Source organism: Halomonas sp. CnH100-B (assembly GCF_024124605.1).
Classification (GTDB): domain Bacteria; phylum Pseudomonadota; class Gammaproteobacteria; order Pseudomonadales; family Halomonadaceae; genus Vreelandella.
On sequence record NZ_JAMXRX010000002.1, the window covers coordinates 109,023 to 122,375 of the forward strand.

At 59.7% G+C, this 13,353-nt stretch carries 13 protein-coding genes; 2 read left to right on the forward strand and 11 right to left on the reverse strand.

The window, feature by feature from the left end:
- Nucleotides 1-67 precede the first annotated feature (67 nt).
- From NH398_RS04055 to NH398_RS04070, 4 genes are all read right to left on the reverse strand, one after another.
- Nucleotides 68-364: a DUF1330 domain-containing protein gene (locus tag NH398_RS04055; protein ID WP_253016705.1), complete on the reverse strand. Its 297-nt coding sequence runs from the start codon at nucleotides 362-364 to the stop codon at nucleotides 68-70.
- Nucleotides 365-424: 60 nt separating this feature from the next.
- Nucleotides 425-973 carry a hypothetical protein gene (locus NH398_RS04060; protein ID WP_253016706.1) on the reverse strand — a complete coding sequence of 183 codons (549 nt, stop codon included), beginning with the start codon at nucleotides 971-973 and terminating at the stop codon, nucleotides 425-427.
- A 153-nt stretch (nucleotides 974-1,126) separates the two neighbouring features.
- Entirely contained in the window at nucleotides 1,127-2,803 is a 1,677-nt protein-coding gene (locus NH398_RS04065) for a methyl-accepting chemotaxis protein (RefSeq protein ID WP_253016708.1), read from the reverse strand.
- Between the two features lie 452 nt (nucleotides 2,804-3,255).
- Nucleotides 3,256-3,705: a helix-turn-helix domain-containing protein gene (locus NH398_RS04070; protein ID WP_253016710.1), complete on the reverse strand. Its 450-nt coding sequence runs from the start codon at nucleotides 3,703-3,705 to the stop codon at nucleotides 3,256-3,258.
- Between the two features lie 71 nt (nucleotides 3,706-3,776).
- On the opposite strand from NH398_RS04070, the gene NH398_RS04075 reads away from it, so the two are divergent.
- Nucleotides 3,777-4,799 (forward strand): SO_0444 family Cu/Zn efflux transporter, encoded by a 1,023-nt coding sequence (locus NH398_RS04075; RefSeq protein ID WP_253016712.1) that lies wholly within the window; start codon nucleotides 3,777-3,779, stop codon nucleotides 4,797-4,799.
- A gap of 25 nt (nucleotides 4,800-4,824) precedes the next feature.
- Here the strand turns inward: NH398_RS04075 and NH398_RS04080 are convergent, their stop codons facing one another.
- From NH398_RS04080 to NH398_RS04110, 7 genes are all read right to left on the reverse strand, one after another.
- Nucleotides 4,825-6,189, reverse strand: coding sequence for an amidohydrolase family protein (locus NH398_RS04080; RefSeq protein WP_253016714.1), 1,365 nt, complete (start codon nucleotides 6,187-6,189; stop codon nucleotides 4,825-4,827).
- Between the two features lie 262 nt (nucleotides 6,190-6,451).
- Nucleotides 6,452-7,756 (reverse strand): sorbosone dehydrogenase family protein, encoded by a 1,305-nt coding sequence (locus NH398_RS04085; protein WP_253016716.1) that lies wholly within the window; start codon nucleotides 7,754-7,756, stop codon nucleotides 6,452-6,454.
- On the reverse strand, nucleotides 7,753-8,181 hold the full coding sequence (locus NH398_RS04090) for a DUF2231 domain-containing protein (RefSeq protein WP_253016718.1): 429 nt from the start codon (nucleotides 8,179-8,181) through the stop codon (nucleotides 7,753-7,755). The genes NH398_RS04085 and NH398_RS04090 overlap by 4 nt, the downstream gene beginning before the upstream one ends.
- A 195-nt stretch (nucleotides 8,182-8,376) precedes the next feature.
- The gene (locus NH398_RS04095) at nucleotides 8,377-10,455 is read right to left on the reverse strand and encodes an FUSC family protein (protein WP_253016720.1); all 2,079 of its coding nucleotides are present in this window, start codon (nucleotides 10,453-10,455) and stop codon (nucleotides 8,377-8,379) included.
- Nucleotides 10,456-10,457: 2 nt separating this feature from the next.
- On the reverse strand, nucleotides 10,458-11,342 hold the full coding sequence (locus NH398_RS04100) for an HlyD family secretion protein (RefSeq protein WP_253016722.1): 885 nt from the start codon (nucleotides 11,340-11,342) through the stop codon (nucleotides 10,458-10,460).
- Between the two features lie 40 nt (nucleotides 11,343-11,382).
- Nucleotides 11,383-11,601 carry a DUF1656 domain-containing protein gene (locus tag NH398_RS04105; RefSeq protein WP_253016723.1) on the reverse strand — a complete coding sequence of 73 codons (219 nt, stop codon included), beginning with the start codon at nucleotides 11,599-11,601 and terminating at the stop codon, nucleotides 11,383-11,385.
- Between the two features lie 71 nt (nucleotides 11,602-11,672).
- Complete coding sequence (locus tag NH398_RS04110) at nucleotides 11,673-12,575, reverse strand: LysR family transcriptional regulator (protein WP_253016725.1); 903 nt, start codon at nucleotides 12,573-12,575, stop codon at nucleotides 11,673-11,675.
- A 167-nt stretch (nucleotides 12,576-12,742) separates the two neighbouring features.
- Between NH398_RS04110 and NH398_RS04115 the strand changes: the two genes are divergently transcribed.
- A complete protein-coding gene (locus tag NH398_RS04115) occupies nucleotides 12,743-13,321 on the forward strand; it encodes an NAD(P)H-dependent oxidoreductase (RefSeq protein WP_253016727.1) in 579 nt (192 codons plus the stop codon).
- The last annotated feature ends 32 nt before the right edge of the window (nucleotides 13,322-13,353 follow it).

The window sequence follows — 13,353 nt, forward strand, 5'->3', positions numbered from 1 at the left end:
AGCGAAAGGAGGTGTGAGCCGAATATAGAGGCTATTCGGCTCAACAAGTGAGCCGAATAGCGAGGCCTTACGCCTCCTCGATGCCATCCACCAAGAAGACGCGGTAATCAGCACCCTGGAAGCGGTGCTTGCGGGCTTCTTGGTAGGCGGGGCTTTGGTACCAGGCGCGGGCGGCGGCCATGTCGGGGAAGCGCAGAATCACGGCACCTTCCATTGCGCTGCCTTCCAGCACTTCAAAATCGCCGTAAAACGCCAGCGGCTGCGGGTCGTGGCCTTCGCGGGCGGCTTGGGCTTTTTCGCTGTAGCGCTGCATTTCTTCGCTGTCGTGGGTGTGTTCACGGGTCAGAACGATATAAGCGGGCATTCCTTTCTCCTAGGGACGTCAACAAGACGCTCAAGCATACCACCGCCGAGTAGCGCTGCCTTATGAAGCATGGCTATGAGGGTCATCGGTGTGGGTAGGCGCTTCCGCTTCGATCACGGCGTTGGCCTCTACCGCGCGCTCTAGCTGACGGTGCTCCAGGGCGGCGAGGGCGATGCGGTAGCAGTCGTCGATATGGCTGTTGCCCATGTACTTCATGGCGGTAAAGCTGATGCCGCCTGCCACGGCGCTGCCGATGAGCGGCACGAACTTGGAAGCGCCCTTCGCCGCCACTCGCACGCCCATTTTACTCAGTAGCGAGATGATCAGGTTCTGGGTGATGTATTTGCCCGCCATCTTGCTGCCGGTGTTGGAGATGGCGGTCATCACGAACAGCTTGCTGTCGGTATCTAGGCCGTCGATTTGCTCCGGCGTCAGCCCAAACTGGCTGTTAATTTTGGGGATGATGCGCATCAAAATCGCGACGTCCGAGCCGATATCCAGCCCCGGCACCGGGATGATGGCGGTGCCCGCAGACAGGCCAGCGCTTTTGGTCACCATCGCTTGGCACGCCTTTTTGATGGCGTCGAGTTCTTCCTTCGTTTCAATCATGTGCCGCTCCTGGTTGACGATGGGCTTTCATCACCCTAGCCGAGGCGTGGCCGAAAGGCGAGCCATAACACTGCCCCGGTAGGGTGGGCGGTGCCATGAAAAAGGGCGGCTATCCGCCGCCCTGAAGGGAGTCTCGAATCCGTGTGGGCGGTGTTAGAACGTTTGCCAATCCAGCTCGAACGCGTCGGCTTCCCGCTTCGTGTTTCGTGTAGGCGTGGAGGCCGATAGGTAGTTGGCCGGTGGGGCAAGCGGCGCTTGGCGGGCGGGTGCGTAAGCGGCCACGGTGAACTGGGCGGTGATCTCGGCGAGCTGTTTAGCTTGGTCTTCCAGCGAGGCGGCGGCGGTGCTGGACTCCTCCACCAGCGCGGCGTTTTGCTGAGTGACGGAGTCAATTTGCGAGATGGCGATATTCACCTGATCGATTCCTCGGCTCTGCTCTTCCGAGGCTTGGGTGATTTCGGCCATCAGTGCGGATACCTTGCTGACGTTATCGGCCAGTTCGCGAATGGTCGTGCCGCTTTTCTGCGCTTGGCCCGAACACTCCACGGTTTTGGAACGGCTGATTTCCAGCATCGAGCGGATTTGGCTCGCCGACTGGGAGCTGCGGCTGGCGAGCTGGCGCACTTCGTTGGCCACAACGGCGAAGCCTCGGCCCTGCTCACCCGCTCGCGCCGCTTCGACCGAGGCGTTGAGTGCCAGCAAATTGGTTTGGAAGGCAATGCCGTCAATGATGCCGACGATCTCGCCCATTTTCGTGGCGTTCTCTTCCAGCTCGCGCATCATCGCCAGCATCTGCTCACTCTCCTCGGCGGAGGTGTGGGCGGTTTTGGCTGCGCTTGAAGTGATCTTGTTGGCCTCGGCGGCATTGTCGGCGTTCATTTTAACCGTGGCGGTCAGCTCATCCAGGCTGGCAGCGGTTTCTTGCAGGGCGGAAGCCTGCTCTTCCGTACGCGATGATAAATCCTGCGTGCCGATGGAAATTTCATTCGTGCCGGTAAATAAGTTGTCGCTGTTTAATTTTAGGCTTTGCACGATACTGGTGAGTTGCGACTGCATCTCATGTAACCCGGACAGCAGTACGCCGATTTCATTACGGCCTAAACGCTGAATGTCTTGTGTTAAGTCGCCACTGGCAATCGCTGTTAAATGTGTGACGGTATGATTGATGGGGTTAATGATGGCTTTCACGATGACGAGACGAGCCAATACCACCATGAGTAAAGCAAAGCTCATGATAAATAGGGTGGCCAATAACGTGAGTTGGCTGTTCTTTTTATCTTCGGTCAATATGTCTTTTGTTCTGGCTTCCGTTAATTGCACGAAGTTACGCACCGTACCTTGAAACTCTCTTCTTAATTCTATGACCGGTAGCCAAGCGTCTTGTGCAGCTCCTAGAGTGGCCGCTTGAAGTACGCGGTTGAGTGTGTCGGTATAACGTTGATAGATCTGATTGATCTCGGCGGCAAGCGCTTCCCGCTCGCTCTCGGGCGGTGAGGCGATGGTATTGAACTCGACTATGCGCTGCTCGGCGGAGGATAAATACGTCTCTGCTTCTAGCTTCCAGCGGTTCAATTCACTCGTTGTTTCATTCTCTTGCCATGCTTTGAGGTATTCCCGAGTGCTGGCATTGGCTTGGGTCAGGTTCGCTTCGGAGCGGTTGATGGCGTTCATCTGACGCACTCCCACGTCTGCGATTTCATGCAGGGAGCGGGTGCCATTTTTATTGATGACGATGCTCAACGCAGAGAGCAGCAGCATGAATAACACCAGCGTGCCCATGGCGATAGTCAGCGTTTTTTTGATCGAAAGATTATGGATGAGGCGGCTCATGTGGCGTATTGCCTTAGCTTTTCATGTGGTCTTGAGAGGAAGTAAGCGTTTTTATTGTTAATGACGGGGCGATTGTAATCACGAAAACAGAGCGTGTGTGGGTTGGATTGTGAAACAATGTCAACACCACGATAAAAAGCTGATATGGATCAATTTTCAGATAGACGTGAAAGCGCTATGGATATGTCTTTTAATATTTTTAATAGTTGTTAAATTTATTGTTTGATGTGTGTCGATGTGTATTGAAGGTTGAAAGATAGCGACTTTATTTATACGCGTTTACTAATAATTAAGTATAACTACTGAGAGTGACTCATAGCGAGGTGAAAAGAGGAGTGCGTGTGAATCGCTCGTTAAAGCGAGGCGGGCTGAGTAAGTGGAGACGAGAAAAAGGGCCGCACGTGGCGACATGAACAGCGGGCGACTCAGGGTTTTTAGGTAGCCCGCTGGCATTAGCGCTTAGCGGCGGCGTCACGGCAACCATGCTCATGGCAGGTGGGGTGGTGCTCGTAGAGCGTTTGGATGATTTGGCAATCGGCGGCCTTGCCGCCTCGGCACTGGTGAACCACGTGGCGCAGCTCGTCCGCGAGCGCTTGCAGTTTGGCAATACGCGCTTCCAGATGGGTTAAATGGCGGCTGGCGATATCATCGGCGGCGCTGCAGTCGGTGTCAGGGTGGTCAGACAGCGTCAACAGCTCCTGAATGCTGTGTAGGTCTAACCCTAGGTGGCGGCCATGGCGTATAAAGCTGATGCGCTCGACGGCCGCCTGATCGTAGTAACGATAGCCCTGCTCACCGCGTGACGGGGGCGGCAGCAAGCCAAGCTTCTCATAGTGGCGGATGCTCTCCGGTGAACAGCCGGTGCGGGTAGCCACTTCTCCAATGCGATAGGCGTGTGTCATCGGCTTGACCCTGTAACGATTACAGGGTTTAGGCTAATCCTTATTCCCACCGTGGACAAGCAGGTGACGAGATGACGCTGATAACCGAGCTGCTACACATTGCTTTGACGGCAGCCCCCTGGTTGTTGCTGGGGCTGGTGATTGCCGGGCTGATCAAAGCCTGGCTACCCGAAACATTGCTGCAGCGCTGGATGGGTGGGCGTGGCCTGGGCAGCATTGTGCGGGCGGCGGTGATCGGGATGCCGCTGCCGCTGTGCTCCTGCGGGGCGATTCCCACCGCCATTGCCCTGCACCGGGGCGGTGCGGGGCGCGGGCCGACCACGTCGTTTTTGATCAGCACCCCAGGCGTGGGCGTGGATTCGATTCTGCTCACCAGCGTGCTGCTTGGGCCGCTCATGGCGGTGGTGCGTGTTGTTGGGGCGCTGGTGACGGCCATTGTGACGGGCTTGCTAGTGGGCTTTACCCGCGACTCAGAGGCCGTTGCACCTGTCGCCAAGAGCGGCTGCTGCTCGTCGCATGGCTGCCATGACCACCACGCCGAAACCGGCGAACCTAGCGGTTTGAAAGCGGGGCTGCGTTATGCGTTTAGCGATCTGTTGGATGATATCAGCGCGTGGATGTTTGCCGGGCTGCTGCTGGCGGGCGTGCTGGTCACGCTGGTACCGCCGGATACCCTGGCACGGTTTTCGGGTGGCCTGTTGGCGCTGATGTTGATGGCGGTGGTGGGCATACCGCTCTACATCTGTGCGGCCGCCGCCACGCCGGTGGCGGCAGGGCTACTGTTAGCCGGTATCTCGCCAGGAATGGCGCTGGTGTTCCTGCTGGCGGGGCCGATTACCAGCCTCGCCACGCTGGCCATTTTGCGCCGCGAGCTGGGTAATTCGGCGCTCGCCGTGTACCTCGCCAGCGTGCTGATCGTTACCGTGCTGGTGGGGTGGTCGTTTGATACGGCCGTCAGGATGGCCGGCTGGAACCCGGTGGAGCAGGCGAGCCAAGTACAAGAGCTGCTGCCCCACTGGTTGGAGTGGCTGGCCTTGGCGGTGCTGGCGCTGGTGGCTATCCGGCCGGTGCGCCGCCGTTTACTAGGCTTTTAACCGGGAGTGAGCCGCTGTTCGTGGCTTAGCGGGTGTCTTTGTAAATACGCCCGCCTTTCATGATCATCCGCAGATTCTGTTCGGGGTCGTGCAGAAAATCGAGGCTACGGCTAGGGTCACCATCCACCAGCAGCAGGTCGGCCCAGGCACCGGGTTCGATCTTGCCGAGCGTGCCGGGGTAGGGGTTGCGCGGGCCAGAAAGCGCCAGCAGCTCGCCGTTACGCCCAGTGGCCATGGCGAGCACCGTGAGCGGGTCGTAGAAGCGGGTGAGTTTGGCCAGTTGGCGCAGCTGGTTAGGCGTGTTTTGTGGGCTGAACAGAATGTCGGTGCCCCAGGCCGTGTGGATGTCGAAGCGCTGGGCGAGTTCGTAGGCGCGCACGGTGCCTTCGGCCACTTGCCGCTGTGATTCGCGACGGGCGGCGTCGGGGTACACGTTGGCGTCTTCGTCCTGCAAGAACGGCTGTAGGCTCCACCACGCGCCTTCGCCTGCCATCATGCGGGCGGTCTCTTCATCGGCGAGCTGGCCGTGTTCGATGGATTTGACGCCTGCCCGCAGCGAGCGCTGTATGCCTTTTGGGGTGTACACATGCACCATGACGTAGGTACCCCAGTCGTCGGCAGCCTCTACGGCGGCGCGCAGTTCGCGTTCGGTAAACTGGGTGCTGTCGAGTGGGTCATACAGCGAGGCCACGCCGCCACCGGCCATCAGCTTGATTTGTGAGGCGCCGAGCATGAGCTGCTCACGGGTGCGTCGCAGGACTTCATCCTCCCCATCGGCAATCGCCGCGACCCCTTGGCGCTCCTGCTCGCTGAGCGGGGAATTCGAGCCCCGTGGAATCTCATGGCGCATACGGAAATCGCCGTGCCCGGAGGTTTGGGAAATCATCGCCCCGGCGGGGAAAATACGCGGCCCATCGACGATGCCTTCGTTAATGGCGCGCTGTAGCGCAAACGACGGCCCGCCCACGTCTCGCACCGACGTCACGCCGCGCATGAGCGTGCGCTTGGCTTCCTGGGCCGCCACCAGATGGATGTAGCCCACATCAGCCGTCATGGCGGTGGTTTGGGTAATCGCTGCCAGCGTGGTGTGCCAGTGGGCGTCGATGAGTCCGGGCATGAGGACGCGGCCACCGCAGTCGATCACCTGCGCCCCGTCGGCTGCGGCATCGGCGGGCAGCAACGCTTGAATGCGCCCCTCGTCGATACGTACCGACACGCTGCTCTGCACCGCACTGCCGCTGCCATCAAACAGTTGTAGGTTGGTCAGCAGCATCGGGCCGCTGGCGTGACGCGGCTGCGCACTCACCACCGTGGGCACGTTGAGCCCGGCAAACATCGCCATGACCGCTGCCGTGCCACCTAGCATTTGGCGGCGCGTGAGGTCGGCCATCACTCGCTCGTGAAACTGCTGCAGCATAGGTGAACCACAGCAGCAGGCGCCAGGCTTATGAGAGGCGTGCCCATGAGGCAGCGGCGTGTGTAGATACGGGGCGTGAAACGTCTTGGCGGCGGGCATCAGCGTTCTCTCATCGGCGAGGGGCGATCACGCTTAATAAACTATAGTGAGTGCCCTTAAGCAAGCTTACGCTAGGCATGCGGTGAGTAGGAGAAGGAGGAGAGGGTAAGCGGATGGCAGGCCACCCGCTGTGGTTTTACGCGTCGTTGGGCGTGACGCGCCAAATGGCGTTGGTGAGATCGTCGGCAATGATCAGCGCGCCGTCGGGGTCGATGGAGACACCTACCGGGCGGCCACGGGCGCGACCATCATCGGTGAGAAAGCCCGAAACAAAATCGATGGGGTCGCCGCTGGGCTGTCCGTCGCTGAACGGTACGAAGACCACTTTGTAGCCCACCGGGTCGGCGCGGTTCCAACTGCCGTGTTCGCCGATAAACACACCTTCAGCGAACTCATCGCCCATTTCGGGGATAGAAAAGGCGAGGCCTAGCGGTGCCACATGCGAACCCAGGCTGTAATCGGGGGCAATCGCCGACTCGACCTTTTCAGGGTCCTGTGGACGAACGCGGGGGTCGACATTCTGACCCCAATAGCTATACGGCCAGCCGTAGAAACCGCCTTCCTGAACCGTCGTGAGGTAGTCAGGCACCAGGTCGGGGCCTAACTCGTCACGCTCGTTGACGACCGTCCAAAGCTGGTCGGTGCCGGGTTGAATCGTCATCGCCGTGGGGTTGCGAAGACCCGTGGCATAGGGGCGGTGCATGCCGGTATCAGGGTCGATCTGCCAGATTTCCGCGCGATTGACCTCCGCTTCCATCCCTCGCTCGGTGATGTTGCTGTTGGAGCCAATGCCCACATACAGAAACTCCCCATCGGCACTGGCGGTCATCGCTTTGGTCCAGTGGTGATTGATCTCGTCGGGGAGTTGGGTAACCACCTCGGGTGGCCCGCTGGCTTGGGTTTGGCCCTCTTCGTACTCAAAACGCACCAGGGCATCTTGATTGGCGACATACAGGGCGTCATCGATCAACGCGAGCCCGTAGGGAGCGTTGAGGTTTTCCGCAAAGGTGGTTTGCTCTTCATAGCGGCCGTCGCCATCGGCATCGCGCAACAGTGTCAGCCGGTTACCGCTCTGCACCGAGGTGGTCCCCTGGGATTTGATCAGCCCGGCAATGACATCCTTTGGCTTGAGAGAGGGGGCATTACCACCGCTGCCTTCCGCCACCAAGATATCGCCATTGGGCAGTACCAGGGTTTGGCGGGGGATTTGTAGATCGGTGGCAATCGCGGTGATCGTGTAGCCCTCGGGCACGCTGGGCAGGGCATCGCCCCATTCGGCGGGCTCGGGCACGCTCATGTTGGGCAGCAGGCCGCGAGAAGGCTCGGGCAGCGTCGGGTTAGGCCCGTAGCGGGTGACCTCTTGGGCGCTGGCGCTACCCGCTGCCAGCAGCAAACAGAGGGGCGCAGCGTAACAATGCGGGCGACGTAGAGCGCATTTCATGGCTTACCTCCGTGGCCAAAACGGGAAAACCCCACCCAAACGGCGGTGCCTGCAAAAATGGTGACCACCATGGAGAGCGCAAAACCAATCGGCATCATGCCCCAGGCGTCCCGCGCGTGGATAAGGGCGTTCACAAAGCCGAGTATCCACGTGAGCAGCAGGAGCGCTGGATAGATCAGTAGCATGAGGCTGCGGGGCTTGGCACGAAAGAAGCTGATCAGTGAGCTGAACAGCGCTAGCCCGGCAAATACTAGCCCGCCAGCGTTGAGCCAGGAGGCAAAAGTCGCCCACTGAATTTGATAGCTATTGGCGTAAGCGTAGTCGCTGAGCGTGGCGCCTAAAAAAAGCGGTAGGCACCCCACTAAAAACACCGAGTGAAAGAGGGGCAGCCCACGTTGGTAGGTATGCGTATGGGTAGCTGTCACGGCATGCTCCTTATGCTGATCTAGCGAATGGCCATGCTTGGCGAATGCGATGAAATGCGAGGCGTTCGGCCAAGCAACGACCTCCTGTGTTGCGTAACCAGTGTAGGTCAGTAGCCGAGTTTTACCCAAAGCGAAGCGAGCATTGGCAAGAGGGGCCCGTCGAAGGGTAATCAACTGACCCATCCGCAGGCGCTGTCACTCTGCCTTTACTCCCGTGTCGATTTTAGTGGGCGCACGCAGGCTCGGCGTTGTTCGTTCCGCCATGAGTCGCGCCAACCGCTCCAATGCCAGGTCCAGCCGCTCGACCAAGCCTTTCAGCAGCACGCGGCGATCGGCAGGCACATCTCCGTCACGGGCGATGGCGTCATTCAACTGCTGGCCTGCTTCAAGAATGCCTTGGGGCGGCCGCCCGTTAGCGCTCGCGTCAAACCCGTCGGCGAGCGTGTACAGCAAGTGCGCGTGGGCGTCACGAATAGAAGGGTGGAGGACGGTATCGAAGTGGTCCCGCAAACGCAGCATGGCCGTTCCTAGGTCGAGCCCGGTTAGCCCCAACACGAAGAGATGGCGCTGCTCTTCTGGCAGCAGGTCATCGTGCTGGGCGAGGTGCAGCAGGCGGTCGGCCATATGGCCGCTAAAGCGCGTTTCCGCTTGATGGGTAGAGCGCTTTCTGAGGTCGTTAATGTCGCGGGTGATGGCGCTGATCAGACGCCGTTTACGCAGCTTGGCGCCGGGCCCCGGCAGCAAGCGAAACGCCATGACCACGCTGGTTAAGCCAATCACGACCGCCACTGCCCGGTTGGCAAAGGCATCGAAGGAGAAATCCATACCGTTACCGGGCATGGTCAGCAGAATGTTGAAAATCGTAAAGGCCAGGCAGTACCCCATGGTAGCGGGCTGGGTGGCACCGAGTAGCCCCAGAAAGAGCGGGGTGCCGAAAATCAGCGCCAGCAGCGGAAAACCGTTGACTTGCGACAGCAGCACATGGCCAAACAAAAACGCGCTGGGAATCGCAGCCAGCATGCCTTTGTAGAACATCATGGTGATGGCGATAGGGTTGTCGCGGCTGGCAAAAAAAGCGGAGAACAGCGTGCCTAGCATCATCGCGATCATGGCGCTTTGCCAAGCAGTGACGATCCAAAACGTGGCCAAGATGGCAAACAGCAACCCCGAGCGCAGGGCGTTGATGCCTGCCGAAAGATGATCGCGGTGCCAGGCCAGCGGCGCAGAGCGCAGCCGATGGCGGCGTGGGTGGGCGATCGCTTCGCGGGCATCCAGCATGACCATGGCGTGTCCCAGCGCTTCCCGCAGGCCTAGACGAACACGGCGGTCTAGGGGCGCTTCCGACGTTGGCTCATCGCAGGTATGTACGTGGGTGCGTAGCGCTTGCAGGGCTGCCCTGGCATCAGTAACGCCCTTGACGTGCTCGGCCTCGCGAAACCCCTGGGCGATGCGGCGGGCAAGTTCGATGCTGTGGGGCGTTAGTCTGTCCGTATGGTCGTGCATCAGTTGGTGCAGTGCTTGCAGCGTGGCAAAGAAGCGCAGGGTGCGCCGCGTCAGCACGTGGGTGGCGCGCACTCGGCCAGGGCCAACGGGCCCTTCAAAGCGGGCGGCTTGGCTGTCGGTTTCCAGCACGGTCAGCGGGGTGAGGCTACCGCGCAGGGCGTGTTGCATGGCGGTCGTGTCGTCACTGGCCTCTAAGCGCAGGGCCGCGTGGATAAAGGCCTCGTTGATGACCGTGTCGGCTTGGGTGGCCAAGTGCGTGCCCACATGGGTGGGCCATAACAGTGCGCTGACCAGCATGGCGCACAGGGCACCCAGCCCCAGTTCGGTCATGCGCGCGACGGCGATATCGAACATGGCCGCCGGGGGACTGCCACTGGAAATCACCACGATCAGCATGGCGGTCACGGCGGCCATGAGGCAGCCGTAGGTGTAGTTATTGCGCCACAGCGAGCCGACGTAGGTACACAGCATGATCCAGCAGGTCAGCGTGATCAGCGCCGGTATCCTGGCCTGGGCAAACAGCGCCATGATGAAGATACCCACCAGGGCGCCCAGCGCGGTGCCGCCCAACTGGCAGAGGCCTTTCTCGACGACCATGCCACTCATGGGGCGAATTTGCAGAAACGCTGCAGAAATCAGCGCCCAGTAGGGGCGCTCCACATCGAAAGCCAGTGCGACGTAAAGCGCCAGCATCATGGCCAGCGTGGTTTTAATGGCAAACTTTACTGCCGTGGCGTTAGGCGTGAAGTAGGTGCGAAAAAAGGGCGGCATGGTTACGGCGAAGTGGCCTGAGAAGACGATTCAGGGTGGACATGAACGGTTGCGGTCATGCCCACGCTGAGCAGTGTATCGTCGGGTACGTCGTCCAAGGTGATGCGAACGGGGATACGCTGGGCTAAGCGCACCCAGCTAAAGGTGGGCTCAACTTGAGGCAATAGCTGTTGATTGAGGGTGGTGTTGCTGTCGGCAATGCCACGCCCGATGCCCGCCACTCGCCCATCCAGGTGGGTGTTGCCATTCATCAGCACCACCTCTACCGGGTCGCCTACGTTGATGGAGGCCATTTTGGTCTCTTCGAAGTAGCCCATCACGTAGTAGGAGTCATCGGCAATGAGCGCCATCACGGGGGTGCCGCGATTGACGAAGTTGCCAGTGGCGAGCTGAACATTCAGAACATGCCCTGTGACCGGGGCGACGACCTGGGTGCGATCAAGATCGAGCTGGGCGCTCTCCAGCGCCGATTGCGCCTGTTTGACATCGGCTTCGGCAATGCGCGAGTTGATCTGGGCGATCTGCTGGGCTTCGGCGCTGATGGCTTGGCGGTTGCTCAACTGGTTGCGGCGCCCGGCTTCTGCACGGTTGAGTTCGAGAGTGGCTTGGCGATGTTCTAGCGTGGCCTGGGCGCTATCGACGGCGGCTTGGTAGCGGGTGTCGTCGATGGTAAACAGCGTGTCGCCCTGGGCAACATAGTCGGTATCGGCGACGTCCAGGCGCTTCACCCAGCCGGTGACGTCGGGGGCGATCGTGATCACGTCCGCATGGATCCGGGCGTCCCGTGTCCAGGGGGTGTAAAGATAGTAGCGCCACAGCCACGCCCCTGCGGCGATGGCTATGGCGACGATCAGTAGCGTCAGCAGCACTCTTAGCGATGGGCGCATAGGCATGTCTCGATCAGGTAAAAAACATGGGCTCAGCCCATTAGGGATGTGCGAGCAGTGTCGCGAATAAAAAGGTGATGGTGGCCGTCAAGATGATGAACAGGGAAATATCGAACCACGCCTCGTACCAGAGCGCGACGTGCCCCACCACCCGGTGCAGCAGCGAACGCACGATGAAGGTCGCGATAAGGCCCATCAATGCATAGACCAGCAGCGGGCTTATGAAAATACCGCCAATGGCGATCTCTTGAAGTCCCATTCGTCGTCATCCCTTTGAAAACGCTCTTAGAATAGGCGAAGGGCGGAAGGTAGGCCACTCTCGCTGGAGCATCATGACGCCGAGAGCTGCCAGGGTAGCCGCTCGGCTAAAAAATCCATGAACAGTCGCGTACGCTGAGATAGGGTGGCTTGACGGTAGTACACCGCGTTGATCGGCTGCGTGACGAGTTCGGTGTGGTCAGGCAGTATTTCTACTAGCGTGCCGTGTTGCCGGGGCGCGCGGGTCATAAAATCGGCCAGACAGACGATTCCTTCACCTTTGAGTGCGAGTTCTAGCAGCGTACTCCCGCTGGAAGCGGCGAGAGTGGGCGTGATATGTAAGCGCTTACCATCCGCGCAGGTCAGCGGCCAGTGGTTCAAGTGGTCGAGCTGGCTAAAACCGAGCAGGCTATGGCGGCAAAGCTCTTCTACCTGTTGAGGCGTGCCGTGACGGGCCAGATAGGCGGGGCTGGCCAGTACCCGCAGCGCGCTGTGGCCAAGGGGGCGGGCGTGAAGCGAGGAGTCCTCCAGTGTGCCAATGCGAATGGCCAAGTCGACTCGCTGCTCCAGCAAATCCACGAAGCGGTCGTGGGTATCCAGCTCTAGGGTAATGCCAGGGTAGCGGGCGCGAAATTCACCGATCACGGGCACGACCACATGCTGCATGAAGCTGGGCGCAGCGTTGACTCGCAGCCTGCCTTGAGGCTGGTCATGACGATCGAGAAGGGCCTCTTCGGCCTCTTCCACGGCGGCGAGGATGCGTCGGCAGTGGGCGAGAAAGGTGTCCCCTTCTTCGGTCAGTTCCAAACGTCGGGTCGTGCGGCGCAGCAGCGTCGTGCCGAGCTTCTGCTCCAGGCGGTTTAGCGCGCGGCTGACGCCTGACACGGTGATACCCAATCGTTCGGCGGCAGCGGTAATCGAGCCGCCATCCACTACCGTGACAAACGCCTGCTGCTCTTCCAGGGTGCTTTTCATCGTTCGTAAGCGCCTCGATGATGAATCTATTATTGATTTTAGCGCAAAAGTCTCTTGCCGGACGTTTGGTTTTTCTCTGCGCCTTTGCGCTGCACAATACTCGCCAATCAATGCCCTGCTTACCTTGTGTTAGCGGGGTGATCACGATACCTAGTGAGGTCGAAACAATGAAGATACTGTTGATCAATGGCGGTAAAGCGTTTGCCCACTCTGGTGGTGAACTCAACAATACCCTGCATGCCGTGGCGGTGGATACGCTGAAAGAGCTGGGCCATGAGGTGCGCGAAACGGTCATCGAGCAGGGCTACGATGTGGCTGTGGAAGTCGAAAATTACCTGTGGGCAGACAGCATTGTGTACCAAATGCCCGGCTGGTGGATGGGTACCCCCTGGACCGTCAAGCGCTACATTGATGAAGTCTTCACTGAAGGCCATGGCTCTCTGTACGCCAGCGATGGCCGCACTCGTCAAGACCCAACCCAACAGTACGGTAGCGGCGGCCTGCTGCAAGGCCGCCACTACATGCTGTCGCTGACCTGGAACGCGCCGATTGAAGCGTTCGACGAGCCGGGTAACTTCTTCGAAGGCCGTGGTGTGGATGGCGTGTACTTCCCGTTCCACAAGTCTCAGGAGTTCATTGGCCTTGCGGCTCAGCCAACCTTTATTGCCAATGATGTGATGAAGGTGCCGAACGTAGAGCGTGATAAAGCCGCTTACCGCACCCACTTGCGCCGCGTGTTTGGTTAATTCGCCACGCGAGTTAGTCAAAAGCCCACCTT